Raw genomic sequence first — 26,992 nt, 5'->3', positions numbered from 1 at the left:
GTTTTGCGGTCCGGTTCGGACGCCGGTCCCCGCCGCCGGGTCAGCTCAGCAGCCCTCGCAGGGAGACCGCCGTCCGGGCGATGAACGCGTCGCGGGTCGTCTCGTCCAGCAGTTCCAGCGACAGGAACGGGTTGAGGTCTTCCAACTCCACCAGCAGCAGCTCCCCGTCCGGCGCGCGGCACGCGTCGACGCGCTGGATGCCGTGGTCGAGGGTGTTCCAGTCGATGAACTTCCGCGCGAAGTCCAGGTCGACGGCCTTGGCCTCGTACGGTACGAGTTCCCAACGCCGGTCCGGGTCGGGTGCGTGGAGCGCGTACTGAAAGTCGTGGTCGACGAAGTAGAAGGAGACCTCGTAGCGGAAGGGGACGCGCGGCTGTACGAGTACGTCCCCGAGAGCCCTGCCTCGATCTCCGCCTCGATCCCCGCCTCCCAGTACGTCACCCAGCCGGTCGCGCGGCACGAACCGCAGCCCTATGGAGTCCGCCCCGTCCTTCGGCTTGACGACGTACTCGTCGGCGTCCGGCAGCCGGCCCAGATCCTCGGCCCTGTCGACGGTCGGTATGACGGGAAACCCCGCGGCGCTCAGCTCCACCAGGTACTGCTTGCCCGCCATGTCGCCGCGCCCGGTCAGCGGGTTGTAGACGCGCACGCCGTCGGCCGACGCCCGTTCCCGGAAGGCGTCGTAGACCTCGCGGTAGTGGGTCACGGGGCCGCTGTTGCGTACGAGGACACCGTCGAAATCGCCCATGAGCCGGGCGGCGTCGGCCGGATGGCAGGTGGCGATGGTGAAGTCCCGGCGCAGCCGGGCGCAGAGCATGATGTCCTCGTCGCAGTAGCGGCGGCCCCTGGCCTCGTAGGCGAGGTCGGTGACGTAGAGGATGCGGGGAGACAGGGCGGCGGCAGGCATCGTGCTCCTGAGAGATACGGGGATGTCCGCAGGCTACGCGGCAGGACACCCCCACGCCCACGCCCTCACACAGCCACGACGCCCGCTTCCGTCGCCTTCACGCTCGCCCAGACCGGCACCCCGTCCGCGAGCCGGAGTTCGGCGGCGGCCTGCGGGGTGATCTCCGCCACCAGGTCCGGGGCCTCGGGCGAGGTGATCAGCACGCGCAGCCGGCTGCCGCTGGCGGTGATCTCGCGTACGGTGCCGGGCCAGACGTTACGGGGGCTGCCGCTCGGCCGGTCGCGGTGCACGGACACGGCCTCCGGCGCGATGATCGCCAGCGCGCGGGTGCCCGGCGGCAGCGGCTCGGCGACGACCAGCAGGCCGCCGCCGGTGAGTGTGAGCCCGTCCGCGGTGGCGGTGCCGGGCCACGCGTTACGGCCGAGCATCCGGGCCACCCAGGGCGAGCGGGGGTGGCGGGTGACATCGGCGGGCGGCGCGTCCTGGACGACGCGTCCCTCGTCCAGGACGAGGACCCGGTCGGCCAACGACACTGCCTCCACCGGGTCGTGAGTGACCATCAGACAGACTCCGCCGAAGCCTTCGAGGTGGGTACGCAGGGTGTGCCGTACCCGGGACCGGGTCGTCTGGTCGAGCGCGGCCAGCGGTTCGTCGAGCAGCAACAGCCGGGGCCGGGTCGCCAACGCCCTTGCCAACGCCACCCGTTGGGCCTGTCCGCCGGAGACCTGCGCGGGTCTGCGGTGCGCGAGGTGGCCCACATCGAGCCGGTCGAGCCACTGTTGGGCGGTCCGGCGGGCCTCGGCGCGGCGGACGCCGTGGGCGCGGAGCCCGTATGCCGTATTGCTCAGGGCGCTCAAGTGCGGGAAGAGCGCGCCGTCCTGGGGCACCCAGGCGACGCCCCGGCGGTGCGGCGGGAGCGCGGTGACGTCGAGCGCGCCGAGGCGCAGCTCGGCGTGGGCGCGGGGGGTCAGGCCGAGGAGGGCGCGCAGGAGGGTGGTCTTGCCGGCGCCGTTGGGGCCGACGACGGCGATGGTGGTGCCGGGTTCGGCGTCGAGTACGAGACGGGTGAAACCGGTGACGTCGGCGTGCAGCGCCCAGCGTTCACCGGTCGGCTCCTTCACCGGCCCCGGCCCCGGCGCCGCCCGGCCCGGCTCGGTGTCGTCCTCGTCGGGTGAACTCGTCTGTCTCCGGGCGGCCTTGTTCGCACCGTCCCGGGTGTCGCGTGGCGTACCCGTCCAGCGCCCGCGCAGCGCGATCAGTACGGCCATGGCGATGACGAGCAGCAGCAGCGAGACGGATGTCGCGGCCTCCGGCGAGCTCTGGAGCAGCAGATAGACCTGGAGCGGCAGCGTCTGGGTGGTGCCGGGCAGATTCCCCGCGAAGGTGATGGTCGCGCCGAACTCGCCGAGCGCCCGCGCCCAGGTCAGCGCCGCCCCGGCGAGCAGTCCGGGAGCGACCATGGGCAGCGTGACGGTGGCGAACACCCGTACAGGCGAGGCCCCGAGGGACGCGGCGGTCTCCTCGTAGGTGGGGCGCAGTCCGCCCAGCGCGCCTTCGAGGCTGATGACGAGGAACGGCATCGCGACGAACGTCGCCGCCACGACCGCGCCCGAGGTGTGGAACGGCAGCGTGATGCCGAACGTGTCCTCCAGCCAGGGGCCGAGCAGCCCGCGCCGCCCGAAGGCGAGGAGCAGCGCGACGCCGCCGACGGTGGGCGGCAGCACCATCGGCAGCAGGACCAGCGACCGTACGAACGCCTTGCCGGGGAAGTCCACCCGCGCCAGCAGCCAGGCCAGCGGCACCCCCAGGACCAGGGAGAGCGCGAGGGCCCAGAAGGAGACGAGGAGCGAGAGCTTCAGCGCCTCGACGACTCCGGGGCTGGTCAGATGCGTACCGACCTCGCCCCAGGAGGTCCGGGCGAGGATCCCGACGAGCGGCAGCAGCAGGAAGGCGACGGCGAGCAGCGCGGGGACGGCGAGCGCGAGGGGGGCACGGGTACGGGTACGGGTACGGGTACGGCCCGTGGCGGCCCGGCGGGTGAAGCTGAGGCGGCTCATCGGGCTCCTGCGATCGCTGGCATCCGCCTCGCGCGGCGGTGACGGGCCTGACATGGCCTGTCCTGACCTGACCTGCTTCGCAAGCGAGTTGGCGGGGCTGGGCGTGCCGGACCGCCGACTCGCTCGCGAATCGGGCGGGTTACGGCTGCTGGAAGCCGGCGTCCTGGAGGAGCTTCTGCGCCTCGGGGGTGCTGAGCCACGCGACGAACGCGGCTGCCGCTTCCGTGTGTTCGGACGTCTTGAGCGTGGCGGCCGGGTATTCGGCGACGGCGTTCTGCGCGTCGGGGATCTCGATCGCGTCGACCTTGTCCGTGGCGGTGGCCGCGTCCGTCTTGTAGACGATCCCGGCGTCCGCCTCGCCGAGTTCGACCTTGCTGAGGACGGCGCGGACGTTCGGCTCCTGCGAGACCGGCTTGACGTCGATCTTCTGCGCGTCGAGCACCTGTTCGCTGTACCGGCCGACCGGGACCTCGGGCGCCGCGAGGACGACCTTGAGCTTGGTGTCGGCGAGATCCTTCAGATTCTCGATCTTCTCCGGGTTGCCCTCGCCGGTGGCGATGACGAGCCGGTTCTTGGCGATGACGGTCGGCGTCCCGGTGTCGGCCTTCAGCCCGCCCATGGTCTTGGTGTCGGCGGTGACCAACGCGTCGGCGGGGGCGCCCTGTTGGACCTGCGCGGCAAGTTCCTGGGAGCCGGCGAAGGAGAACGTCACCTTGGTGCCCGGGTTCTTCTTCTCGTACGCGGCGCCCGCCGTCTTGAAGACGTCGGTGAGCGACGAGGCGGCGAGAACGGTCAGGTCGGCCTTCGGGGCGCCGGTGGCCGACCCGGTGGACTTGGCGCCGGTGGCGCTGTCGTCCTCCTTCTTGTCGCTTCCGCCGCAGGCGGCCAGCGGGACGAGCAGGGCCGCGGTGAGCGCCGTGACGGCGGTGCGGCGTATGGCGGGGCTGAGGGTGAAAGACATGAGGGTGAGACTCCCTGGCAGGCGGTAAGGGGTCAGCCGCGTCAGACGCGGTCGATGTGCACGCTGGTCGACTTCACACGGGCGGTGGCCTGCATGCCGACCTCAAGACCAAGCTCCTCGACGGCCTCCCTGGTCAGGAGCGAGACGAGCCGGTGCGGGCCGGCCTGGATCTCGACCTGGGCCGCCACGTCGCCGAGCTTGACGGCGGTGACGATGCCCGGGAAGGCGTTGCGGGCGGAGGTGTACGAGACGTCCTCGTCGCCGCTGCCGCTCTGGCCGACCTCGATCGAGAACGCGGCGAGGTCGCGGCCGTCGATGAGCCGTCGGCCGCCGTCGTCGCGATGGGTGGCGACCCGGCCGGCGTCGGCCCAGCGGCGAGCGGTGTCGGTGCTGACGCCCAGCAGGCGTGCCGCCTGACCGATTGTGTAGGACTGCATGCGCGGAAAGATAGGCCGCCAAGACTCGCATTTGCAAGGTTTGGGGTGAATATCCATAGCAGATGCATGTCGACTCGGAGGAACACCCAAGGGCGACGGACGGCTCACTCGGGGCCAGGGCCGGGGCCGGGAGCCGAGCTACTGAGGCCGAGGTCGGGAGCCGGGCCGGGGACGAGGCTCGCGCCGACCCACACGCTCGTGATCGCGCTGATGTAGCGCGCCCCGCACCGGTCGGTCGGCACGACGAGCTGGCTGCCCGCCAGATCCAGCGCCACCCCGTCGAGCGCGGTGGCGAGCAGCGCGGGCACATCGCCGAAGTCGGGGTCTATCTCACCCCAGGACAGCACCGTGTGGTGCCCGTCCCCGCCGGTGACGGCCAGCAGGAAACGGGAGCGGTCCCGGCGGCGCCGTACGTCGAAGTCCGGCCGCGCGTCGGCGACGACCTCACGGAGCAGGGGTCCTTCGAACCGGTGGTGCCGCGGCCCGCTGCTCGCACACTCGAAGACCACGTCGGCGCTGTGCTGCTCCCACCCCCGCCGGAGATCGGCGACGGTCAGCGTGCCGGGCCGGCCCACCTCACCGCGCAGGGCGAAGGCTCCCGTACGTACCGAAGTAGGGCCGCTGGGTGGCGTCTTGAGTCGGCCCATCGAAATCCCCCTCCGAACGGCGCACACGCGACAACCACGACGAGGTGATGCCCGCCGGGCGGCCCGTGGAATCATATCTGCGAGCTTCGAAGCTGCTTTGCCCTTGCTTCTGCGGTTGGAAGGCGCCGAAACCGGCCGCGATTGCGCCAACGCGGGCCGCGCTCCCCGGGAGGGCGAGGGCGGCGATCGCCCGGTCTGGACGTGGGCGGCCCCAGCGGTCACCCTGGGCGGGAGGGCGAACGCGCGGCCGGGACTTGGCAGTTGGGGGACCGATGAGCGACGACTACGGCTGGGACGACGGCGGAAGCGACTCGGGCTACGGATCCGGAGGGCCGAGTGGGCCGAGTGGATACGAGGACTCCGGAAGCTCAGGAAGCTCAGGAGGGTACGAGGACTCCAGCGGGTACGAGGACGCCAGCGGATACGGCAGTTCCGGCGGGTCCGTGACGATCGCCGCCTCCCACGAGACGGAGAGGCCCGTGTACGACGGGAGTTCGTCGGCCGCCGCGAGCCCGGAAGCCCTCGCCGCCGGTGGCGAGCCGGACCCCGAGGACGGCTGGAGCACCCTGCGGGTCGCCGCGGCGGCGGGAGGCGGACTCCTGGTCTCGGCCTTCCTCGGCGCGGTGGGTGCCCAGTTGGGCGAGCGGAGCGTCCAGGGCGCACGGGACAGGTTCGCCCGGCGGCGTAACGGTGCGGGCACCCGCGAGGGCGACTCGGCGACCCAATCGGCCTTCCTCGACGCGGTACGTGTGGTCTGCGACGCCCGTCCCTCCGACGGCGTCGCGGTACGTCTGTCCGGCCCCAATCGCACCGTGACCGTCGTACACGCCTCCCTGCCCCCGGACGCCGTCGCGCAGTTCCGCCGGCTGGACCTGGCCGATCCGCAGATCGCCGACCTGGTGGTCACCTGGGAAGGCAGGGTGAGCGGCTACAACGTGCACGACGTCTGGGTGGATTCCAGCGACGTATGGGCCACGTCCTTCAAGCCCGCACGGGCGCGGGGCGACGTGCGCGACCGGGCGATCCGGTACGTCTGGAACGATCGGATCCTGCTGTGGCAGCGCCGTACCGACGAGCCGTGGCGGTCCGGCGACGACGCGGGAGGACCGTAACCGGCAGCCGGATAAGGCCGGTTGGCCGTTTGCGGTTGGCCGTCTGCGGTTGGCGGTTGGCGGTTGACCGGGGCGCTCAGCTCGCGGACGTGGCGTAGACGACGAGGTTGTCGCGGTACTCGCCCCGCCCACGGTCGTACGTACCGCCGCAGGTGATCAGCCGCAGGGCCGGCGGGCCGGTGGTCGCGTAGACCTGGCTGTCGGGGATGGCGTTCTTCTCGTACTGCCGCAACGCCTGGATGGTGAACGTCACTTCGCCGCCGTCCTCGCGACGCAGGGTGACCTTGTCGCCGGGGCGCAGCGAGGAGAGCCCGTGGAAGGCACCGGGTCCGGTGGCCGAGTCGACGTGCCCGACGACGACCACCGCGCCGGGGTCGCCCGGCCGTGGCCCGTCGCTCCACCAGCCGACGCGGGCGGGGTCCTTCGGTACGCCGAGGCGGCCGTCCTGCTGCACCCGCAGGCCGAGGAGTCCCTGGTCGAGCCCGATGGCGGGTATCCGTATGCGGGTCGGAGGTGCGGCGGTCGCGGCGCTCCCGGAGGGGGCGACGGCCTCGTCCGGGCCCGAGTGAACGGGCAGGGTGCCTATGTCGGTGCGTCCCGGCGCCGGCTCAGGGGATGAAAGCAGCGCGGACACGCCGACGCAGGCCAGCGCCGTGCCGACGACGACCGTCCCGGCGGCGGCTGTTCGGCGCCGCCTCGGCGGCCGGAACTCTCTGCCGGCGCGCGGTCGCCCGCCCCGCCGGAAGCGGGGCGGGCGACCTGAGAAGAGCGGGCCGGTCATACCTGCTCGGCTCGCCGTCGGCGCAGGGCCATGACACCGGCACAGGCCAGCAGCGCGCCGCCGCCCACGGCCGCGACGGGCACGACGGGGAAGCCGCCGCCGAACGAGGTGCCGCCGAGGCCCGCGCCGACGCCGCCGTCGGGGTGCAGGGCGTCGGCCTGGTTGACGGCCGCGGTGTTGGGCTGCGCCACGTACGGGAACGAGTCACCGGGCTCGCGGTAGGGGGTGTCGACGGCGTCACCGGCGGCCAGCGCGGGCACGATCTTGCCGGTCTGCGCGGCGCCTTCGAGGGCCTGGAGCGAGATGTCGACGACGTCGTCGTTGAGCCGGCGGCCGTTGGGGAAGCCGGCCAGGTCCTTGCCGAGGACACCGAGCCGGTTGGGCTTGGCGGCGGGCGGGACGGACATGTTCAGGCGCAGTTCCTCGGCCGGGACGATGGCCGCCTTGTCGGCGTCGGCGTTGAGCTGCTGCGCGTTGAGGTCGGCCTTGATGGGGCCGCACTCCTTGCAGATGCCGGTGAGGAAGATCTCGACCAGGTCGTCGCGCGGGGTGGCGGGGGCGGGGACCCCGTAGATGCTCTGGATGAGCTTCGGGACGATCGGGTCCTTCACCTTGTCGACGACCGGTGTGACGGAGGCGTCCTTGTCCGGGGTGAGCGCGTTGAAGGCGTCCTTGTACTTCAGCGGTACGACGACCTCGTTGATCAGCGGGTTGCCCAGGCGTGAGACCTGGCGCCAGCCGCCCTCACCACCCTTGTCGGGTGTGCCGCCCGCGTCCCGCGCCTTGCCGTCCGTGGCGGCGCCGTCCACAGCCGCTCCGTCCACAGCCGAGGCGCTCGCGGCCGAGTCGTTCTCGCCGCCCTTGCCGCCGGTGACGTCGGCGCCCTTGCGGTCGGTCGTGGACCACACGCCGATCACGGGGTTACGCGTCACGTCGCCCTTCAGGGCCACGGACTTCTTCGGCACCTGGATGGCGATCGTGTTCACGTTGTAGCCGGCGAGCGTGTTGTGGCCGGTCTCCTTGAGATTGCCCCCGTACAGGAGGTCGAAGATCCGCAGATCCAGGAAGAAGGGGTCCGACGCCTGGCCCGCCATCGTCTGGCCACCGTCGGGCAGCGACTTCACGGCCTGCTTGCGCAGCGACGCGTAGTCGGGCATCGACGCCTTGCCCACGTTCGAGGGGGCGGCGGGTGCGTCGTTGAGGAGCGTCTTGCGGTTGCCGCTGCTGTCGGTGACCGTCAGGTCGTACGTCTGGCGGAAGTTCAGGGTCGGGTCGTCCAGGTTCTTGACGACACCGGTGTTGTAGAGGAACTGGTCCGCGGAGTCCCGGATGTGGTCCGTGAACTCCCAGGTGTAGGTGGTGTCGGGCTTGCCGTCGCCGTCCGCGTCGATCTTGATGTTGTAGCGCGCGTCGTTGGCGAACGGGTAGAAGTTCGGGCCGCCGTTGGGCTCCTGGAACGGGATCCAGTTCGCCACCAGGGTGACGGTGTCCGGCTTGTCCGGGCTGGTGAAGGCGTAGACGTCGGTGTTGTCGGCCTTCGGGTCGCCCGCGGTCATCGGCGCTTCGCGGTGGCTGGAGGCGGAGCTGGTGGCGGGAGCGAGCCCGGTGACGGCCGCCGCGGCCACCAGGGAGAGCGTGCCGACCGTGGCGAGAGTGCGCTCGCCGCGCCTGGACGCGTGCTTTCGTCTGGACAGACGTGAGGGCTGCATGGGTCATCCGATCCGGTGAGAGCCGCCGCGCGCCTCCGCGTCGTCCGGGGGCGCGGCGGCTGAACGCTGCGGTTGCTCCGAGCGCCACCCGGGCCGGCCCGCGGAGGCGCCCTGATCGGCGATGGCTACGCGGCGAAAGCCCCATACTGTGACGGAGAGCTACCCATAGGGCACCACGCGTGAGGAGACCCCGCAACGGCTCCTCGGCCGAATGGGGCGCGAAGGCGGGGACACGCCCTAGGGCGTGTTTCGAAAGTCCCGCCTGGCCGACGACGCCTGGCACGCGCACTCGCCGCGTTGTCGGAATCATCCAAGTACGTCCAGTACGAGAACGATCCTCCGCCTTGCGATCGCACGCACCAGACGCCGTAGGCCCCGCCCTTCGGGCGGACGGCGCTACTTTCGCAACACGCCCTAGAGTCCCTGGACCTGGTGGAGTTGCCCTGCGGGGACGCCGGAGAGGCCGTCGAGGGCGCTGCCGAGCGCGTCCCGCGTATCGCTCGTGTCGCTCGTGTCGCTCCGGGAGGCGAGATGCGCGGCCACGGCGGGGTCCGTACGCGCCAGGAAGGCCAGGTGCCTGACGGCGTGCGCGGCGACGTGATGCGACTTCAGACCGGGTGGGGCGGGGTGGCCCGGCCGCGGGGACCGGGCGACGGCGTGCGGGTCGGGCAGCGGGGTGCCGGGCAGGTCCGGCGCCGGGTCGGGATGGACGAGGTAGGTCAGCACGATCTGGCCGTCGTCGGTCGCACGCCAGCTGGTGGAGTGCACGAGGTGGCCTCCCTCGTCGCGTTCCGCCGGCAGCGCGAGACGCCGCGCGGTGTCGTCGGGACGGGCCCGGCCGCCCAGCGCCGTGATCAGCCGGCGGTAGGCGAAGCCCTCGGTCGGGTCGTGCCGCAGCAGCAGAGCTTCGACGAGGACGGTCGGTGGAGCGGCGGCCGGTGAAGCACCGTGAGAGACGGACGTCATCGGGTGACGGCTCCTGGGTCGGCGGACGAGCCCGACGTCACCGCGGGCCCTGGGCCGAACCTAATGCACAGCCTGTGCAACTGCATCTCGCACGCACAGGACGCGTGGGACACACAGGGCACACAGGGCACACAGGGCACACAGGGCACACGTTGCCGATTCCGCAAGGAAATTTGCCCCCAGGCGGTCACCCTGGCCACTGTGCGGGCAGACACGGAAACCGGCACGCGACACGAGAACGCGCCGACACCCCTCGCACCGGCGCCCCCTCACACGTAAGGAACTCCTCATGGCCGACACCAGGCCCCCTCGCACCGGCGCCGACGAGGCGTCCACCCTGCTGGGCTTTCTCGACTACCTGCGGGACGCGATCACCGACAAGGTGACGGGCGTGCCGGAACCGCAGATCCGCACCGCGGGGGTGCCCTCGGGCACCAGCCTGCTGGGGCTGGTCAAACACCTGACCGCCGTCGAACGGTTCTGGTTCCTCGGCGAGGACTCCGACGACTGGGCGGCGACCATGCGGCCCACCCCCGACGAGAGCACCGAGCAACTGCTCGCCGACTACCGGAAGGCCGTGGAGCAGGCCAACGAAGTGGTCGGGGCCTGCACGGACCTGAGTCGTCCGGTACGTCATCTGCCGCGCCCCGGCTCCGGACCGTCGATGCGGTGGATTCTCACGCACCTGATCGAGGAGACCGGCCGGCACGCGGGCCACGCCGACATCCTCCGCGAGCAGATCGACGGCACGACCGGCCGCTGAACTTCTCGCTCAACGCTCTTGCCCGCCGGAGTCGGCCGGTTCGTCGCCGGCAGCCGCCGTGAAACTCCATTCGCTGCCGTCCGACGTGTCGCGTATCCGCACACCACCGGCCGTGAGCGCCGCGCGTAACTCGTCCGCCGCACCGTACGTCCCCCGGGCCCGCAGCCGCCGCCGGAGATCGAGCAGCGGACCAACGATCCGCCCCAGGGTGGCTTCCGGTTCGTCCAGGCCCCGTTGGGCGGGCCGTACGCACTGGCGGATCATGCCGCGCAGTACCGTACGGGCCCACTCCCCGCCCTGGTCCTCCTCCGTGTCCGCGCCCCAGGCCGCGATCACCGCCTCCAGATCGAGGACGGCGCCCACCATCGCCTCGGCGTCGCGCGCCGCGAGGGCGCCGTCGAAGCGGGACTCCGCCGCGGCGACCGCCTCCTGAAGCGTCGCCGGACCGTCCTCGATGGAAGAAGCACCTGACTCACCGTCAACTGTCGTGCGAGGTAAGGGAATCGCGTCCGCCACCCGGCCCCTGCCGCTCACCAGATCACGCAGCCGCTCCAGGGGCAGGACGGTGCCCGCGCGGACGGGGACGCTGACGCCGCGTCGGCGTACGGTCAGCACGCCCCGCCCCCACACCCGCGCCAGCGACGTGTCCAGGTCGACCACGAGCGCGGTGTGCTCGTCGATCCCCAGGACAGCACTGTCGTCGGGCAGTTCACGTTCGAGGGCGGCCAGCCGGGGTTCACCGAGATAGCAGAAACGGGTGTCATGCGTGCCGCCCTCGGCGTTGTCGTAGTGCGGGATCACCGCGACCGGCAGACCGAGCGCCCCCATCAGGTCCAGCCCGTCGAGCCACACCGGCGGATGACCGGCCTTGTACACCTCGTACACCGGCAGCGCCGCGAATCCGGCGGTGCACGCGGCGGCGGAGGCCATCACCGTCACCCCGTGGCCACGGCGCACCCGCTCGTACAGGATCTCCCCGACGCGCTGGGTGTGCCAGCGGCCCAGGGCGTACGACGGGCTGCCGGGACCGGAGAACACCCAGTCGGCGCGCCGCAGTTGATCGCGCACCCCGTCCGAGTCCGTGTCCGCTTCCGTGTCGGGCGCGACCACCGTGGTCAGCCCGACGCTGCGGCGGAAGTACTCCCGTGCGCCGGCGGAGATTGCGTCCCGGTTGACCTGGAAGCCGTACGGCGTCTCCAGGATCACCGCGCCCGGTCCGTTCCCCAGGTGGGCGACCAGCTCACGGTGCAGCGTCACCATCGTGGGGCTCGTCTCGCCGGAGCCCATCAGTGCCAGAATTCCCCGTGCGGCGTCCACGCCGACCCACCCCACCCGTCCGGTCCTGCGTGCCGGACCACCCGCAGGACCCGTATCCGTACCCGCAGGACATCCGACCCATACCGGCACGCCCCCTCGAACCGGGCAGGTGCGGGTCACCAAGGTCCGGTGGCCGCGCGCACGGTGAGCCCGACGCCCACCAGCAGCACGAGGGTGGAGGTCGTGACCGGACCCCAACGGGCCAGCTTCCGGAGCCCCTTCCAGCGGGTGGCCGCGGCGGCGCGCGTACCGTGCTCGACACGGTCGCGCAGCCGGACCAGCAGGAGTCCGGCCAGGGTAAGCGTGCCGGCCATGCCGAGTCCGTAGCCCAGAACGAGCAGCACACCGAAGGCGGTCCGGCCCAGGGCGACGGCGCCGAGCAGGACGACGAGCGCCGAGGGGCTGGGGACGAGGCCGCCCGCGACCCCCATGCCGATGAGACCGCCACGCGTCGCGGTGGCGGGGTGGGTGTGGGTGTGGGTGTGCGGTTCGGCGTGGACGGGGGTCAGAACGGCGACGGATGACGACCCGTCGCCGAACGGCGGCTCCGGATGCGGGTGATCGTGGCCATGGTCGCGCGGCCCGTGCCCGTGATGCGCGTACGCGTGCGCGTGATGGTGATCGTGACCGTGCGTGGGCCGGCCCCGTACTGCGGAGCGCAGCAGCCACAGCCCGATCCCCGTCACCAGCAGCCCGCTGGCCAGCCCGAGCCACGTCAGCACGGTCTCCCCGGCGAGCGACGTGGCGACCGGCAGCAGCAGCCCGAGGACGAGCACCCCGGCGGTGTGGGTGAGCGTGACGGTCGCGCCGACCGTCACCGCGTCGCGCGGCGTGCCGCGCCGGCCCGCCAGATAGGCCGCCATGATGGTCTTCCCGTGACCGGGCATGGCCGCGTGCGAGGCGCCGAGCACCACGGCGAGCAGGAGGGCCAACAGCCCTACGGGAAGCGTGAGTTGGCGCGTACCGACGAGTGAGTCGAAGACGCCGGACACCTTGTCCAGCGCGGCCGTCACCGGACCGGGGACCCACTGCGCGCCGGGCAGCGCGGCAGCCCCCACCGAACCTCCGCCGTCCCCGCCCGATCCGCCCGGCTCCGTGCGCAGGGTGGCCGACCGCTGGTCGAGCGGAGACGCCAGCGGGTCGGTCGGATAGCGGCGCAGTTCGTCGGTGGCGGAGGCGGCGGGCACGTCGCTCGCCTCCAGCGTGACACCGCTCCCCCGCGCGGTGATCTCCTGCCAGCCGATCCGGCGGCTGTCGTAGGCGGTGCGCACGGTGACGTCCGCCGGTCGCCGCAGATCCGCCGGGGCGGTGAGCGCGCAGCGCAGCCGGCTCGTCCGGAGCCCGGCCTCGCCGGGGTGGTAGGTGAAGCCGCTGTCCCGGACGGTGAAGTCGAGAGCCGTGGCGCCGTTCTTGACCCGCAGCCCACCGGCGGCGCTCGCGCAGGCCGTGCGCGCGTACTCCCGGGCCTCGGCGGCGTTCACGGCGCCGCTGCCGTCACGGTCGACGCCGGGAAGTTCCTGCGCGGCGGCGATCTCGGCGCGGTCGACGACGAGTAGGGCGTCGACGCGGTCCGGGTGGAGCGTGAGACCGGTGTGGTGGTTGACCGTGAAGTTGCCCAGCGGGTGCGCGGCGGCGGCGGGTGCCGCCGCGCCCGCGGTGACGGTCGCGGCGGCCAGCAGGATCCCGGCGGCGAGGGCGCGGCGCGCTGTGGGATTCATGAGGCGCCCTCGCTCCGGTCGAGGATCCGGTCAAGGGCGGTGCGGGCGCGGGGAGCGTGCAGCGGGTGGAAGTGCGGGTCGATGACCAGGGCCTGTTCGAGGTCCTTTCGCGCCGCCGAGGTGTCCCCGAGCGCGCTGTGGATCATCGCCCGGTGGTAGTGGAAGAGCGCGCTACGCGTCCCGAGCGCCAGGGCGCGGTCCGCGTACGGAAGGGCTTCCGCGTCCCGCCCCGCGCGGTGCGACGCCCAGGCGCAGGCGTCCTGTACGGCGATGAAGGGGCGTGCCTCGACGGCGGTGCGCGCCATCGTGACGGCCTGCCTGGCGTCGCCGTGATCGGCTTCGAAGAGGATCGCGTCCGTGTCGGCGGGGGCGTTCCCGGCCCGGCGCACCTGTTCCTGGGCGCGCAGGACGCCGTACTGCGTACGGGCCTCCGCGTCCCGCCCGAGGGACTGCTGGAGTTCGCCGAGGCCCAGGACGTACTGCGGCAGCGGGGCGATCGCGACGGCCGCCGTGTAGTCCGCGACGGCCTGCCGCTCGTGGCCGAGCGCGGCGTGCGCGCGGGCGCGGGCCTCAAGCAGCGGCGCGTCGTCCTTGGCCGTGCGAAGACCGGCCGAGGCCTCCCGCAGGGCGGTCGTGGGATCGCCCGACTCCTGTGCGAGCGTGGCGAGATGGAGCCGCGCGAAGGACCGGTCCGGCGGCGAGGCCGCGTCGTCCAGCGCGCGCTTCATGAGCGCGCGGGCCTTCGGGAGGTCACCGCGCAGCTCCCAGGTGTAGGAGGCGCGGGCGAGCGAGGAACTGTCGGGACGCAGGTCGGTCATGCGCTGTACGGCGCGGTACGACTCCTCGTACCGCCCGAGTTGGGTGTACGCGTCGGCGAGCACGGCCTGCGCGGCGGCGTTCGACGGGTTGGTCGCGGCGGCCTTGCGGCCCCAGGTCAGTGCGGTGGCGAAGTCGTGCCGTGCGGCGGCGAGCGCGCCCATGCCGGTCTCGGCCTGGTAGTTGTCGCGCGGCTGGACCTTCAGCGACCTGCGGAGGGCCGACTCGGCCTTGGCGTAGAGGGCGGGATCGGCGGTGGTACGGCCCTGTTGGACGTACGCCATGCCCAACTGCGCCCAGCCGACCGGGTTGTCCGGCAGTCTGCGCAGGTCCGCGCGGAGCGCGTCGATCGATCCGCGCGGTGAACTCGCGCCCGGCCGCTCGTCCTTGGCGGTGCCGGGGTCCTGGTTCAGGGGCGAGAGCCCGACGGCGCCCGCCAGGAACAGCGCGGCGCCCAGGGCCACGGTGACCACGGTGGCGCGCAGCCTTCTGCGGCCGGAGGGACGGGAGTTCGGGTCGGCGGCCTGATCCGGGGCCGGGTCGGGGGTGCCGGTCTGCTGGGGCACGGTCCTCCTCGCGGAGCGCGTACAGGTGTGGGGGCACCGCGTTCTCGGTGCTCGATGGCGCGTGGCGGCCGGGCGGGGGCGGGGCCCCCCGTCCGGCCAGAGGTGGACCGGTGGTCGGCCGGTCATCCTTCGGTCAGTCGGTCAGTCGGTCAGTCGGTGCTTCGGTACATCGCCTCGGCGTCGCGGCGTACGGGCGCGACGCCGGGGTGTCGGTTCCGGTGTTCGCTCAGCCTGCGTCGGTGTTCCTGCGGCGCCACAGGCGGAATCCGCCGGTGCCGAGCAGGAGCGCGCCCACGCCGCCGATGGCCACGGCGTTGGTGGGGTCGAGCGCGGTGGACGCCTGGTCGGCGTCCGCGGCCCGGTTCTTGCCGCCCGACTTGCTGGTGCTCGGGAGCGCCAGGTACGGGAAGGTCTTCCCGAAGCGGACGTCGTTCGTGTTGACCTTGTCGCCCGCGGCCAGTGCGGGGACGAGCTTGCCCGTCTGGGCGGCGCCCTCGACGGCCTGGAGCGAGATGTCGATCGCGTCGTCGGCGAGGCGCCGTCCGTTGGGGAAGCCGGCCAGGTCACCGGCGAGGACGCCGAGCCGCTGCGGCTTCTTGGCGGGAGCGACGCCCATGTTCAGCCGCAGTTCCTCGGCCGGGAAGATCTGGCCGGGGTCGGCGTCCTTGTTGAGCCGGTGGGCGTTCAGATCGGCCTTGATCGGCCCGCACGCCTTGCAGATACCGGTCAGGTAGATCTCGGCGAGGTCGTCGCGGGGCGTCTTGGGCGCGGGGATCCCGTACACCTTCTGGATCAGCTTCGGCAGGATCGGGTCGTAGACCTTGTCCACCACGGGCTGCACGGTGCGGTCCTGGTCCGGCGAGATCGAGTTGAAGGCGTCCTTGTACTTCAGCGGAACGACGACCTCGTTCACCAGCGGGTTGCCCAGGCGCGAGACCTGCCGCCAGCCCTCATGGCTCTTGTTCGCGCCGCCCATGACAGCCGCGCCCCGGCGCTCCGTGGTGGACCACACGCCGACGACCGGGTTGCGGGCCGCGTTGCCCTTCAGGGCCAGGTACTTCTTGGGCACCTGGAGGGCAACCGAGTTGACGTTGTAGCCGGCGAGGGTGTCCTGGCCGCGCTCGCTGAGGTCACCGCCGTACAGCAGGTCGAAGACCCGCAGATCGGCGAAGAACGGGTCCTCCGCCTGCCCGGCGAACGCCTTGGTGCCGCCGGGCACCGGCCGGACGGCCTGGGCCCGCAGGGCGCCGTAGTCGGGCATCGACGCCTTGCCGACGCGGGAGGGGGCGACGGGTGCGTTCCGCAGCAGGGTGCGGGTGTTGCCGCTCTCGGTGACCGTCAGGTCGTACGTCTGACGGAAGTTGAGGTTCGGGTCGTCGATCCTGCGGACCGGACCGGTGTTGTAGAGGAACTGGTTCTCGGCGTCGCGCACCTCGTTGCGGAAGCGCCAGGTGTACGTGACGTCGGCGACTCCGTCACCGGTGTTGTCGATCTTGATGTGGTAGCGGGCGTCGTCCGCGAACGCGTAGAAGTTCGGCCCGCCGTTGGGCTCCTCGAACGGGATCCAGTTCGCGACCAGCGTCACCGTGTCGGCGCGGTCCGGGCTGGTGAACGCGTACACGTCCGTGTTGTCGGCCCGCGGGTCACCGGCGGTCATCGGCGCCTCGCGGTGACTGGACGCGGCGCTGATGCCGGGCGCGAGGGTGAGCACGGCCAGCCCGGTGGCGAGGGCGCCGGCGCCCAGCACGACCAGGGACTGATCGAGCGTGCGTCGTGAACGCGGCCGTGCGGAGGTCGTTTTCAAAGGTGTTCCTCTCGTCTGCGAACCCGCCCCCGGCGTGGGCGGAGCCGCACGGCCGGGGGCGGGATTCAGCTGGAAGGTGTGTGATCGCTCGACCCGGCGGGCGGGACGCGGGCGGGACGTCGGTACGCGTCCGGACGGCTTCCACGAAGGCACCCGGGCAAGGTGCCTTCGCCGGTCGAGGAGCACCGCGCACCGGAGGACCGGCACGCAGAAGGCAGACAAGCATGAGGAAGAGGCCGCAATTTCGCATTTCGCCCGGACCGATCCCTCGGACGGCCCGGAGGCCGGCGCGTAACCGCAGGTGGCGAGCGGTTGACGGGACACCGCGAACGGACCGAAACACGGTGCGACACGGGGTGCCGCGTTAGCCCGATGGAAGGGACGCGGCCAGGCGCCACCGGTCCTACAAAAGGGCCGACGGCAGGTGGGTCAGGTGCGAGCGGGGACGCGCACCTGACCCGGCGTTCGACCGGCCCCGTGTGGTCGACGGGCGACGGGCCGGCAAATCCGACTTCAGGTGGTTCAGACGGTCAACAGGGCCGGGCTGGCGGCCTTGTCGGTGCCGATGAAGGTGTCGGGCACCGGGTACTGACCCAGCACGAAATGCAGGATCGACGCGTGCATGGCCTCGACCGGGGCGATGGTGGCCGCGGTGTTGATGCCGCCCGCGCTCTTGACGTTGAACGTCGCGAACACGTACGTCTGCGCCGCCTGGTCCTCCAGTCGCAGCGCCAGCCTGGCCACCCCGGGCACGTCCTTGACCTGGCCCAGCGCCTTGGTGACCGCGGCCTGGTTGGACAGCGGAACGCCAGTGATCTTGGGCTTGCCCGACGACGCCAGGACGTCGTTCCACACGTTCGCGTGGTCCTTGTGCTGAGCCATCGCGGTCTGCGCGAAGGTCGTGAACGCCGGCGGTACGGTGCCGAGCTTGCCCGCCTTGGCCGCCGCGAGAGCCGCCTCGTACGCGCCCACGGCCTGGTTCTCCAGGGCCACCGCCAGCGCGACGACCTTCAGATCACCGGTGTAGGTGCCGGACGCGGACGGTGAGGCCCCGGATCCCGACGGGCTGGGGCCCGCGGCGTCGACCTCGGACTTGCCACCGCACGCGGCGAGCGCGAGCAGCGCCGCGGACGCGCCGGCGCCCACCAGGAACCGGCGGCGGGCCAGGTGCGCGTGCCGCTCCCGGTCGCCGTCCGTGGTTCCGCCGCCGCCGCCGTCGCCGCCGCCGCTGAGATCGCGCAACTCCCGCGAGAGGTCACGGGCGGACGCGGTCATCGCCGGCAGGGTCGCCCGGTGCGCCCCGTCCAGTTCCTCGGTCAGCCGGGCCAGTTCGCCCTCGCTGATCGGCAGCTCCCGGCCACCCTTGTTGTCGGTGCTCATTTCACGGCCCCTTCGCTGACCGGCGACGCGTCCTTGGTGGGGTAGAAGGTGTCGGGGATGCCGACGCTGCCCGCGGCGGCGGGAAGCTTCGCGGCGTCCGTGGGAATCGCCACGAGGGTCTCCAGGTTCGCGGCCAGCAGCGCCTGCACCGCCAGCAGCGTGGCCCGGTGCTGGGCCTCGACGGGCGCGACCGAGGCGAACAGCTGCCGCAGATTCGCGTCCTGGACCTGGCCGACGTTCTTCGTGTACGTCTGCGCGGCGACGTCCTCCAGCGTGATGGCCAGCTTGACCACGTCCGCCGGCGTCTTGAGCGACGGCAGTTGCTGCTTGACGATCGCCGCGTACTTCGGGTCGGGCGCGGTCTGGGCCTTGCCGCCGGCCTTCGTCGCCGCCGAGTTGAACGCCTTGCCGTGCGCGAGGTGCTGCTCGGTGGTCTTGGTGATGAACGCGAGCACGGTCTGGTTGCCGTTCTTGATGAACGACAGCCCGGCGGCGGTCTGGTACACGCTCACCGCCAGGTTCTCCAGCGACGCCGCGGTCTGGAGCGCCATGACGTCGGTACTCGCCGCCGCCGCGCGCCCGGAACCCAGCAGGGTCGCGGCCCCGAGACCGCCCAGCAATGCCCCACTCCGCTGCCACCAGCGCCTGTTCGCCGGCTCGGCGGCCTCGGTGTAGTCGGTCAGCGCGGCGTTGGTGACCCGCAGCGCGTCACTGTTCAGATCCTGCGACTGCTCGGTGAGTTCCCTCAGCAGCCTGGTGTCGACGTTGTCTGTTCCCATCGCGTCCCGTCTCCTTCCCCGTGCCCGAACGGCACAGGTGTCGGGCCTCACCCTTCGTCAGGAGGGAGAGGGGAACGCGTCGGATGCCCCCGAATGACGCGCCGGCCTACTCGAAGGAGCGACCGAGTCGCACGTATGCCGGGGCGAGAGACCGGCGACAGGCCGCGTCCACGGCCCGGAACGGAACGAACGAAACGAGGGAAACGAACGAAAGACGGTGGTCGCCACGTCGGCGTGGCAACCACCGTCGCCACGTTGTGGCAGGTAGAAACGATCCTGCTAAGGGCACGCCTGGTGGGGCGGGTGGGACTCGAACCCACGGCCGACGGATTATGAGTCCGCTGCTCTAACCGGCTGAGCTACCGCCCCTAACGGCGCGTCGCGCACATTTGTGCGCGCCGTCTGCCGCAGCATAGCCGCTCATACGATCTCCTGCCTCGGATGGTCGGCAACGCCTGACCATGAGGACTTCGCCGCGCGTCGGCCGGTTCCAGGAACCCCGAAGATCACCCGGAAGACGGTCGGCGAAAGTGCCGGCGGAGGCGTCGGCGGGGGTCGCCGAGCGTCGGCGGACACAAGGAAGAGGACCCCGAGGGGTCCTCTTCCGTGTTTGCTCTCCCGGCTGGACTCGAACCAGCAACCCTCCGGTTAACAGCCGAATGCTCTGCCAATTGAGCTACAGGAGATCGCGCTCCCCCGACTGGACTCGAACCAGTAACCTGCCGGTTAACAGCCGGCTGCTCTGCCAATTGAGCTACAGGGGATTGCTGCGTATGCACCGAACGCACTCACCCCGGCTCTCCCGGGCGGCGGACGTTCGCTGCGACACATACATTAGCGCAAGCAGGGGGGTGCTCCGCCAATCGGTATCCCGCCGGGTCACACTGGGTGATCTCGGGCCTCGGGGGTAGGCGGACGTCACGGCTCAAGGTCCGATGCCAAGGAACTAACGAAGGGTGGCAGGCCATGCGGCGCCTCACGTTCATCGCGGGACTGGCTGTCGGTTACGTACTGGGAACCAGGGCCGGGCGCGAGCGCTACGAGCAGCTCAAGAAGTCCGCCAGCCGGATCTCGCAGAACCCGGCCGTGCGCAACGCCGCCGAGACGGCGGCGCTGTCCGGCCGCGAGTACGCCGGCAAGGCGTACCACTCGGTGAGCGAGAAGGTCGGGGACAAGGTCCCCGGGTCCGTCGCCGACCGGGTCCGGTCGCTGCGGTCGCGGAACCACAACGGTGAGGACGACTGGGGGACCACCAACACCTGACCCCCTGGGCCGGGCTTCCGGCACCGGTTCGCGTCCTCGGGCGGTCCCGGAAGCCTCCGCCGCTTCGCGCGTGCGGCAGAATCGTGTCATGGGAATAGTCGCCGGGTTGGACAGTTCGTCGGGTTCCACGCGCATCGTCGTGTGTGACGCGGACACGGGTGCCGTGCTGAAGCAGGGATACGCGGCACATCCCGTGGAGGCCAAGGCCACCGAGGTCGATCCGCAGGCCTGGCTGCTGTCGCTCGGTGAGGCCGCGGGCGGCGGGCTGTTGGAGGGCGTGCAGGCCATCGGCGTCTCCGCGCAGCAGCACGGGCTCGTGCCGCTGGACCAGTCCGGCAATCTCGTACGCCCCGCGCTGCTCGGCAACGACAAGCGCGCGCAGGTCGCCGCCGCCGATCTGATCGAAGCCCTCGGCGGGCGGCAGGCCTGGGCCGAGGCCGTCGGGTCGGTGCCGCAGTCCGGTCAGCCGGTGGCGAAGCTGCGCTGGCTGGCCCGGCACGAGCCGGACGCGGCGCGGCGTACGGCGATGGTCCTCCAGCCGCACGACTGGCTGGTGTGGCAGTTGCTCGGCCGGCCCGCGCGGCGCACGACGGACCGGGGCGCGGCGTCCGGTTCCGGTTTCTGGTCGGCCCGCACGGGTGCGTACCGGCCGGATCTGATGGAGCTGGCGCTGGGCCACCAGGCTGCGCTGCCGGAGGTGCTCGGCCCGGCCGAGGCCGCCGGGACCACCCCCGAGGGGCTGCTGATATCCGCCGGTACGGGCGAGACCATGGCCGCCGCCTTCGGGCTCGGCGTCGGGATCGGGGACGCGGTCGTGTCGCTGGGCGCCTCCGGGTCGGTGATGACCGTGCACCACGAGGCGCTGGCGGACCCCTCCGGGATGATCACGTCGTTCGCCGACGCCACGGGGATGCATCTGCCGGTCGTCCACACGCTCAACGCCGTACGGGCTCTGCGCGGCACGGCGGAGCTGTTGGGGACCGAGGATCTGGAGGAGTTGTCGGCGCTGGCGCTCAAGTCCACGCCGGGCGCGTCCGGTCTGGTGTTCCTGCCCTATCTGGAGGGCGAGAAGACGCCGCATCTGCCGCACACGGCAGGCACGTTGAGCGGTCTGCGGCGCGAGTCGATGAAGCCGGAGCACCTGGCGCGGGCCGCGTTCGAGGGGATGCTCTGCTCGCTGGCCGACGCGATGGACGTGGTGCGCGGGCGCGGGGTCGAGGTGCGGCGGGTGTTCCTGCTGGGCGCGGCGGCCGGGCTGCCCGCCGTACAGGCGGCCGCGCCGGGGATCTTCGGGGCGCAGGTCGTCGTCCCGGAGCCCGCCGACTACGCGGCGCTGGGCGCGGCGCGGCAGGCCGCCTGGGCGCTGGGGGTGTCGAAGAACACGCTGTCCCCGCACAGCCCGCCCGACTGGCGTGGCGCGGCGGCGCGGGTCTTCGAGCCGGGCGAGGACGCGGCGGTCGGCGCGGCGGTGCGCCAGCAGTACACGGCCAGCCGCGAGCACATCCACCCGGGCGCGTTCCCCTCGGGGTCGGGGGCGTAAGGGGGCTTGGTGGGTGGGGCGTAGGACCTGGCACGGGGCGGGGGATTCGGTGGGCGGCGGGATGTTAATCGTTCTTGACCGGTCCTTTGTGGAAAACCTTTGGGTTCCGGCGGGCGGAGTGGCGCAGGATGGGTTCGACCCCCGATCTTGCCGAGCCCGAGAGACCGCACGTGCTGCTACGACTGCTCAGAACACATCTGGCCCCCTACAAGAGAGCCATCAGCCTGCTGGTGGCGCTCCAACTGCTCCAGACCTGCGCCAGCCTCTACCTGCCCACCCTCAACGCCGACATCATCGACAACGGTGTCGTGAAGGGGGACACGGGCTACATCATGGAGTTCGGCGGTCTCATGATCGCCGTGAGCGTCGCCCAGGTTCTGGGTCAGATAGGCGCCGTCTACTACGGTGCGCGCACCGCGTCGGCCCTCGGCCGTGACGTGCGGGCCGCGATCTTCGACCGGGTGCAGAGCTTCTCCGCCCGCGAGGTCGGCCAGTTCGGCGCGCCGTCGCTGATCACGCGTACCACCAACGACGTGCAGCAGGTGCAGATGCTGGTGCTCATGTCGTTCACGTTGATGGTGTCCGCCCCGATCATGTGTGTCGGCGGCATCATCATGGCGCTCGGCCAGGACGTGCCGCTGTCGGCGGTGCTGCTCGCCGTCGTGCCGGTCCTCGGCATCTCCGTGAGCCTGATCGTGAGGCGGATGCGCCCGCTGTTCCGCACCATGCAGGAGCGGCTCGACACGGTGAACCGGGTGCTGCGGGAGCAGATCACCGGCAACCGCGTCATCCGGGCCTTCGTGCGCGACGAGTACGAGAAGGAGCGGTTCAAGGGCGCCAACACCGGTCTCACCGAGATGCAGTTGGCGACCGGCCGGCTGATGGCGCTGATGTTCCCGGTCGTGATGACGGTCGTGAACGTGTCGTCGGTCGCCGTCGTCTGGTTCGGCGCGCACCGGATCGACAGCGGCGGGATGCAGATCGGCGCGCTGACCGCGTTCCTCGCGTATCTGATGCAGATCGTGATGGCCGTGATGATGGCCACCTTCATGTTCATGATGGTGCCGCGTGCCGAGGTGTGTGCCGAGCGCATCGAGGAGGTGCTGGACACCAGGTCGAGTGTCGTCCCGCCGAAGGATCCGGTGCGGACGCTGCGCCGGCACGGTCATCTGGAGGTGCGGGGCGCGGAGTTCCGCTATCCGGGGGCCGAGGAACCGGTGCTGCGCGATGTGTCGCTGACCGCCCGGCCGGGCGAGACGACCGCGGTCATCGGCTCGACCGGCAGCGGCAAGTCGACACTGCTGGGGCTGGTGCCCCGGCTGGTCGACGCGACGGCCGGCGAGGTGCTGGTCGACGGGGAGAACGTACGGGGGCTCGATCCGGCGCTGCTGGCCAAGACGGTCAGCATGGTGCCGCAGAAGCCGTATCTGTTCTCGGGGACGGTGGCGACGAACCTGCGTTACGGGAATCCGGACGCGACCGACGACGAGCTGTGGCACGCGCTGGACGTCGCGCAGGCCAAGGAGTTCGTCTCCGATCTGGAGGGCGGGCTGAACGCGCCCGTCGCGCAGGGCGGGACGAACGTCTCCGGCGGGCAGCGCCAGCGCCTCGCGATCGCGCGCACGCTGGTGCAGCGGCCGGAGATATACCTGTTCGACGACTCGTTCTCCGCGCTGGACTACGCGACGGACGCGGCCCTGCGCGCCGCCCTGGCGCGCGAGACCTCCGAGGCGACGGTGGTGATCGTCGCCCAGCGGGTGTCGACCATCCGCGACGCCGACCGGATCATCGTCATGGACGAGGGCCGGGTGGTCGGTGAGGGGCGTCATCACGAGCTGATGGCCGAGAACCAGACGTACCGGGAGATCGTGCTCTCCCAGCTGACCGAGGCGGAGGCGGCCTGATGAGCAGTCATGGTGCACGCATGATGACGGCCGGCGCGGGCGCTCCCGACCAGCGGTCGATGGACTTCAAGGGGTCGAGCAAACGGCTGCTGCGGCAGTTGGCGCGCGAGAAGATCACCCTGTGGTGGATGCTCGCCGCGGGTGTGCTGAGCGTGGCCGCCTCGGTGGTCGGCCCGAAGATACTCGGCTCGGCGACCGACCTGATCTTCGCGGGCGTCGTCGGCCGGCAGACGCAGAGCGGTGTCAGCAAGGAGGACACCGTCTCGCGGCTGCGGGAGGCGGGCGACGGCGGGATAGCCGATCTGCTCTCCGGGGTGGACTTCACGCCGGGGCAGGGCATCGACTTCGACGCGGTCGGCCGGGTCCTGCTGATGGCACTGGCGGTGTACGTCGCGGCCGGGCTGCTGATGCTGGTCTCGACACGGCTGTCGATCCGGGTCATCAACCACACCATCTACCGGATGCGTGAGGACGTACAGGCCAAGCTGTCGCGGCTGCCGCTGTCGTACTTCGACCGTCAGCAGCGCGGCGAGGTGCTGAGCCGGGCGACGAACGATGTCGACAACATCGCGCAGACGCTCCAGCAGACGATGGGCCAGCTCGTCAACTCACTGCTGACGATCGTCGGCGTCCTGGGGATGATGCTGTGGATCTCGCCGCTGCTGGCGCTGGTCGCGCTGGTGACGGTCCCGCTGTCGGTGCTGGTGGCGACGAAGGTCGGCAAGCGCTCGCAGCCACACTTCGTGCAGCAGTGGAAGTCGACGGGCACGCTGAACGCGCATGTCGAGGAGATGTACACGGGCCACTCGCTGGTGAAGGTCTTCGGGCGGCAGGACCAGTCGGCGAAGGCGTTCAAGGAACAGAACGACGCGCTGTACGAGGCGGGTTTCAAGGCGCAGTTCAACAGCGGGATCATGCAGCCGCTGATGTTCTTCGTCTCCAACCTCAACTATGTGATGGTGGCGGTCGTCGGCGGGCTGCGGGTCGCGTCGGGCACGCTGTCCATCGGCGATGTGCAGGCGTTCATCCAGTACTCGCGCCAGTTCTCGATGCCGCTGACGCAGGTGGCGTCGATGGCCAACCTCGTCCAGTCCGGGGTCGCGTCCGCCGAGCGGATCTTCGAACTGCTGGACGCGGAGGAGCAGGAGAAGGACGCGCCCTCGGCCACGCGCCCGCAGGAGCTGCGGGGACGGGTGGCGCTGGACAACGTGGCGTTCCGCTACGAGCTGGACAAGCCGCTCATCGAGGACCTGTCGCTGTCGGTCGAGCCGGGCCAGACGGTCGCGATCGTCGGCCCGACGGGCGCGGGCAAGACGACGCTGGTCAATCTGCTGATGCGGTTCTACGAGGTGACGGCCGGCCGGATCAGTCTGGACGACATCGACATCGCCACCATGTCGCGGGAGGATCTGCGGTCCCGCATAGGCATGGTCCTCCAGGACACCTGGCTGTTCGGCGGCACGATCGCGGAGAACATCGCGTACGGCGCTTCGCGCGAGGTCACCCGGGAGGAGATCGAGGAGGCGTCGCGGGCGGCCCACGCGGACCGTTTCATCCGCACACTGCCCGACGGCTACGAGACCGTGATCGACGACGAGGGATCGGGCGTCAGCGCGGGCGAGAAGCAGCTCATCACGATCGCTCGGGCGTTCCTGTCGGATCCGGTGATCCTGGTGCTGGACGAGGCGACCAGTTCGGTGGACACCCGTACCGAGGTGCTGATCCAGAAGGCGATGGCCCAACTGGCGCACGGGCGGACGAGTTTCGTGATCGCCCACCGGCTGTCCACGATCAGGGACGCGGACGTGATCCTGGTGATGGAGAACGGCTCGATCGTGGAACAGGGCACGCACGAGGGGCTGCTGACAGCGCAGGGCGCGTACGCGCGGCTGTACGCGGCGCAGTTCGCGCAGGCGGTGGCGGAGATGGACTAGGGCGTCTCGTTTGGATCTTCGGGGATCAGCCCGGGACGTCCGGTGCGGTGCGTCGCAAGGCGGAGGATCGTGCTCGTACTGGACGTACTCGGATGCCTTCGAAAACGCCGACAACGAAGCGAGGCGCCGTGCCAGGGCGACCCGGACCCCCGAAGACCCGCCGCACAGGACCTGGGGCGTGACCGGGCCGGCCGGTGGGCCGGTTCGTCCTCGATCGCCGGACGGGCCGCGTGTTCTGTCTCAAGCGCCGGACGGGCTCTGAGCCCGTCCGGCGTGGCGCTCAGTCCAGGTAGCCCCGCAGTTGGTCCGCGAACGCGTGGTCGCGCAGTTTGTTCAGGGTCTTGGACTCGATCTGCCGGATGCGTTCGCGGGTGACGCCGAAGATCCGGCCGATCTCCTCCAGTGTGCGCGGGCGGCCGTCCGCCAGGCCGTAGCGGAGCTGGACGACCTTGCGTTCGCGCTCGCCGAGCGTGGACAGGACCGCCTCCAGATGCTCGCGGAGCAGCAGGAACGCCGCCGACTCGACGGGTGAGGCGGCGTCGCCGTCCTCGATGAGGTCGCCGAAGGCGACATCGTCCTCCTCGCCCACCGGCGCGTGCAGCGAGACGGGTTCCTGGGCTAGCCGCAGCACCTCGCCGACCCGCTCGGGGGTCAGCTCCAGTTGGCCGGCGACCTCTTCGTGGGTCGGTTCGTAGCCGCGCTCCTGGAGCATGCGGCGCTGGACGCGGACGACGCGGTTGATCAGTTCGACCACATGGACGGGGACGCGGATCGTACGGGCCTGGTCGGCGAGCGCGCGGGACATCGCCTGGCGGATCCACCACGTCGCGTACGTCGAGAACTTGTAGCCGCGGGCGTAGTCGAACTTCTCCACGGCCCGGATCAGGCCGAGGTTGCCCTCCTGGACGAGGTCGAGCATCGTCAGTCCGCGGCCGACGTAGCGCTTGGCGACGGAGACGACGAGCCGCAGGTTCGCCTCGATGAGCCGGCGTTTGGCCATCCGGCCGAGTACGACGAGCCGGTCGAGGTCGACGGCGAGCTGGGAGTCCAGGTCGGGCGTGGAGCCGAGCTTCTCCTCGGCGAAGAGTCCGGCCTCGACGCGGCGCGCGAGGTCCACCTCCTCGACGGCGGTGAGCAGTTGGATCCGGCCGATCTCCCGCAGATACTGCCGGAAGAGGTCGGACGACGGCCCGCCGCTGTCGGCCTTGCCGCGCGTCCCGGCGCGCTCCGGGACCCCGGGGATGTCCACCGGGTCCTCGGTGACGGTCTCCGGGGCGGACTCGGTGGTCGCCTCGGGGTGGTGCGCGGCGCGGCTCTGCGGTGGAACCGCGGGCGCCAGGTCGGTCTCGGTCAGGGTCTGGGTCTGCACGGGGGCGGCCTCCAGGGTGATCGCTGCCGGATCGGGGGCGTGCGGCAGCGGGACGTCGGCGGCCGGGCCGCCTTCAGTCCCGTACACGATGAGCGGATCCGCGGGGGTGAGAGGTCCACCGTGGGTGGACCGTCCGCGCTCCGAGAACTCAGGCACCGCTGCCCAGTGTGGGGTACAGCGCACTGCCGCCACGAGGGTCGTGCGGGCACTTTCTGAGTCCCGTGCGTAACCGGGCAGTTACCGAAGGATGTTTGGAACGGTG

The 26,992-nt window shown here is 71.4% G+C and carries 21 protein-coding genes and 3 tRNA genes; 6 read left to right on the top strand and 18 right to left on the bottom strand.

Translation table 11 applies throughout. The features are described from left to right. Positions 1-40: 40 nt before the first annotated feature. The 5 genes from OG700_RS28315 to OG700_RS28295 all read right to left on the bottom strand — a co-directional run bounded on the left by OG700_RS28315 (position 41) and on the right by OG700_RS28295 (position 5,009). Positions 41-907, bottom strand: coding sequence for a hypothetical protein (locus OG700_RS28315; protein ID WP_405618370.1), 867 nt, complete (start codon positions 905-907; stop codon positions 41-43). A 65-nt stretch (positions 908-972) separates the two neighbouring features. After that, positions 973-2,964, bottom strand: a complete 1,992-nt coding sequence (locus OG700_RS28310; RefSeq protein ID WP_405618368.1) for an ABC transporter permease — start codon at positions 2,962-2,964, stop codon at positions 973-975. 139 nt (positions 2,965-3,103) lie between these two features. Continuing rightward, the gene (gene modA, locus OG700_RS28305; RefSeq protein ID WP_405618366.1) at positions 3,104-3,925 is read right to left on the bottom strand and encodes a molybdate ABC transporter substrate-binding protein; all 822 of its coding nucleotides are present in this window, start codon (positions 3,923-3,925) and stop codon (positions 3,104-3,106) included. A gap of 41 nt (positions 3,926-3,966) precedes the next feature. Next, complete coding sequence (locus OG700_RS28300) at positions 3,967-4,362, bottom strand: molybdopterin-binding protein (protein ID WP_405618364.1); 396 nt, start codon at positions 4,360-4,362, stop codon at positions 3,967-3,969. Positions 4,363-4,466: 104 nt separating this feature from the next. Then, the gene (locus OG700_RS28295; protein ID WP_405618362.1) at positions 4,467-5,009 is read right to left on the bottom strand and encodes a molybdopterin-dependent oxidoreductase; all 543 of its coding nucleotides are present in this window, start codon (positions 5,007-5,009) and stop codon (positions 4,467-4,469) included. A gap of 272 nt (positions 5,010-5,281) precedes the next feature. Between OG700_RS28295 and OG700_RS28290 the strand changes: the two genes are divergently transcribed. Beyond that, positions 5,282-6,121, top strand: coding sequence for a hypothetical protein (locus tag OG700_RS28290; RefSeq protein WP_405618360.1), 840 nt, complete (start codon positions 5,282-5,284; stop codon positions 6,119-6,121). 76 nt (positions 6,122-6,197) lie between these two features. Here OG700_RS28290 and OG700_RS28285 read toward each other — a convergent pair whose 3' ends face one another. The 3 genes from OG700_RS28285 to OG700_RS28275 all read right to left on the bottom strand — a co-directional run bounded on the left by OG700_RS28285 (position 6,198) and on the right by OG700_RS28275 (position 9,577). Beyond that, a complete protein-coding gene (locus OG700_RS28285) occupies positions 6,198-6,902 on the bottom strand; it encodes a class F sortase (RefSeq protein WP_405618358.1) in 705 nt (234 codons plus the stop codon). Continuing rightward, on the bottom strand, positions 6,899-8,611 hold the full coding sequence (locus tag OG700_RS28280) for a DUF4331 domain-containing protein (protein WP_405618356.1): 1,713 nt from the start codon (positions 8,609-8,611) through the stop codon (positions 6,899-6,901). Before OG700_RS28280 ends, OG700_RS28285 begins: the two co-directional genes overlap by 4 nt. A 414-nt stretch (positions 8,612-9,025) precedes the next feature. Further along, the gene (locus tag OG700_RS28275) at positions 9,026-9,577 is read right to left on the bottom strand and encodes a hypothetical protein (protein WP_405618354.1); all 552 of its coding nucleotides are present in this window, start codon (positions 9,575-9,577) and stop codon (positions 9,026-9,028) included. A 289-nt stretch (positions 9,578-9,866) separates the two neighbouring features. On the opposite strand from OG700_RS28275, the gene OG700_RS28270 reads away from it, so the two are divergent. Further along, positions 9,867-10,340, top strand: a complete 474-nt coding sequence (locus tag OG700_RS28270; protein ID WP_405618352.1) for a DinB family protein — start codon at positions 9,867-9,869, stop codon at positions 10,338-10,340. Between the two features lie 9 nt (positions 10,341-10,349). On the opposite strand, the gene OG700_RS28265 is transcribed toward OG700_RS28270, so the two are convergent. From OG700_RS28265 to OG700_RS28225, 9 genes are all read right to left on the bottom strand, one after another. After that, positions 10,350-11,657 (bottom strand): hypothetical protein, encoded by a 1,308-nt coding sequence (locus OG700_RS28265; RefSeq protein ID WP_405618350.1) that lies wholly within the window; start codon positions 11,655-11,657, stop codon positions 10,350-10,352. Between the two features lie 116 nt (positions 11,658-11,773). Beyond that, the gene (locus OG700_RS28260; RefSeq protein WP_405618347.1) at positions 11,774-13,375 is read right to left on the bottom strand and encodes a nickel/cobalt transporter; all 1,602 of its coding nucleotides are present in this window, start codon (positions 13,373-13,375) and stop codon (positions 11,774-11,776) included. Further along, a complete protein-coding gene (locus tag OG700_RS28255) occupies positions 13,372-14,757 on the bottom strand; it encodes a tetratricopeptide repeat protein (RefSeq protein ID WP_405618345.1) in 1,386 nt (461 codons plus the stop codon). The genes OG700_RS28260 and OG700_RS28255 overlap by 4 nt, the downstream gene beginning before the upstream one ends. Before the next feature lie 226 nt (positions 14,758-14,983). Beyond that, a complete protein-coding gene (locus OG700_RS28250; RefSeq protein ID WP_405618343.1) occupies positions 14,984-16,561 on the bottom strand; it encodes a DUF4331 domain-containing protein in 1,578 nt (525 codons plus the stop codon). Between the two features lie 522 nt (positions 16,562-17,083). Further along, entirely contained in the window at positions 17,084-17,941 is an 858-nt protein-coding gene (locus tag OG700_RS28245) for a ferritin-like domain-containing protein (RefSeq protein ID WP_405618341.1), read from the bottom strand. Continuing rightward, positions 17,938-18,720 (bottom strand): ferritin-like domain-containing protein, encoded by a 783-nt coding sequence (locus tag OG700_RS28240; protein ID WP_405618338.1) that lies wholly within the window; start codon positions 18,718-18,720, stop codon positions 17,938-17,940. The genes OG700_RS28245 and OG700_RS28240 overlap by 4 nt, the downstream gene beginning before the upstream one ends. A gap of 292 nt (positions 18,721-19,012) precedes the next feature. Then, positions 19,013-19,089, bottom strand: a tRNA-Ile gene (locus OG700_RS28235). Between the two features lie 244 nt (positions 19,090-19,333). Further along, a tRNA-Asn gene (locus OG700_RS28230) sits at positions 19,334-19,406 on the bottom strand. 5 nt (positions 19,407-19,411) lie between these two features. Then, positions 19,412-19,484, bottom strand: a tRNA-Asn gene (locus OG700_RS28225). A 202-nt stretch (positions 19,485-19,686) separates the two neighbouring features. Here OG700_RS28225 and OG700_RS28220 point away from each other — a divergent pair. The 4 genes from OG700_RS28220 (at position 19,687) to OG700_RS28205 (ending at position 25,361) form a co-directional block, all read left to right on the top strand. Continuing rightward, on the top strand, positions 19,687-19,983 hold the full coding sequence (locus tag OG700_RS28220) for a YtxH domain-containing protein (RefSeq protein ID WP_405618336.1): 297 nt from the start codon (positions 19,687-19,689) through the stop codon (positions 19,981-19,983). An 88-nt stretch (positions 19,984-20,071) separates the two neighbouring features. Beyond that, on the top strand, positions 20,072-21,523 hold the full coding sequence (locus OG700_RS28215; RefSeq protein ID WP_405618334.1) for an FGGY-family carbohydrate kinase: 1,452 nt from the start codon (positions 20,072-20,074) through the stop codon (positions 21,521-21,523). A gap of 170 nt (positions 21,524-21,693) precedes the next feature. Continuing rightward, on the top strand, positions 21,694-23,427 hold the full coding sequence (locus OG700_RS28210; RefSeq protein WP_405622029.1) for an ABC transporter ATP-binding protein: 1,734 nt from the start codon (positions 21,694-21,696) through the stop codon (positions 23,425-23,427). Continuing rightward, a complete protein-coding gene (locus OG700_RS28205; RefSeq protein WP_405618332.1) occupies positions 23,427-25,361 on the top strand; it encodes an ABC transporter ATP-binding protein in 1,935 nt (644 codons plus the stop codon). The genes OG700_RS28210 and OG700_RS28205 overlap by 1 nt, the downstream gene beginning before the upstream one ends. Positions 25,362-25,641: 280 nt before the next feature. Here OG700_RS28205 and OG700_RS28200 read toward each other — a convergent pair whose 3' ends face one another. Continuing rightward, a complete protein-coding gene (locus OG700_RS28200) occupies positions 25,642-26,886 on the bottom strand; it encodes an RNA polymerase sigma factor (protein ID WP_405618330.1) in 1,245 nt (414 codons plus the stop codon). Positions 26,887-26,992: the final 106 nt, after the last annotated feature.

It is taken from the genome of Streptomyces sp. NBC_01508 (assembly GCF_045040315.1).
GTDB lineage: Bacteria > Actinomycetota > Actinomycetes > Streptomycetales > Streptomycetaceae > Streptomyces.
This window is presented reverse-complemented; position numbering and strand designations above follow the sequence as displayed.